This window comes from Vibrio sp. YT-19(2023) (genome assembly GCF_033337395.1).
In genome coordinates, this window is sequence record NZ_JAWOQN010000492.1 from 1 (window position 1) to 703 (window position 703).

General features: G+C 47.9%; 1 pseudogene. It reads left to right on the plus strand.

Features of this window, described 5'->3' with window-relative positions:
- A pseudogene (locus R7E78_RS26715) lies at positions 1–703 on the plus strand (lipase); the annotation flags it as partial.

Here is a 703-nt window from a genome sequence, read left to right on the forward strand (position 1 = left end):
GTCAAGTAAGACTGCCACACTACCTTGAAAAAGGCGCAAACTGGAACATGCAACCGATGGTGTCTGCGATGCCAAGCCTAGCGAAGCTAAACGCAGCACTTACCGATCCAGCAGAACAAGCGAACATGGTTCAGCAACTTTCTTCTGGCGTTTTCGCAAGCTCTCCTGTAGACGTTAGCAAGCTGGCAACAGATCCAACAGAGCAGCTAAAACTGGTAGGCTCGAAACTGTACTTAAACGACGGTACACAGCTGGATAGTGAGCGAGTTATTACTCGTTCCTCTCCTGTTCCTGCGGTTAAGTCTTTAGAAAATGTCGAGTTTTTACTGTTTACTCCTCAAAATGGTGTAGCGAAAGACGTGGTGATCTACCAACACGGTATCACCTCAGCGAAAGAAAACGCGTATGCATTTGCTTTTAATATGGTGCAGGCTGGCGTAGCTGTTATCGCTATCGATCTTCCAATCCACGGCACACGTAGCCTAGACGAACAACGATCGGCAAATGCGAACGTTCTTGCTTACTTGAACCTTTCTAACCTTGCTGTAGCGCGTGATAACCTTCGTCAAAGCGTGCTGGATGTATTGGGCTTACGTGCTAGTTTAGTAGTATCAGCGCAAGGCGGCCTATTGGCTGGAGGCCCTCTTCAAGGTTTTAACCCAATGACGGGCTCTCAAGTAAAAATGCTGGGTCACTCACTAGG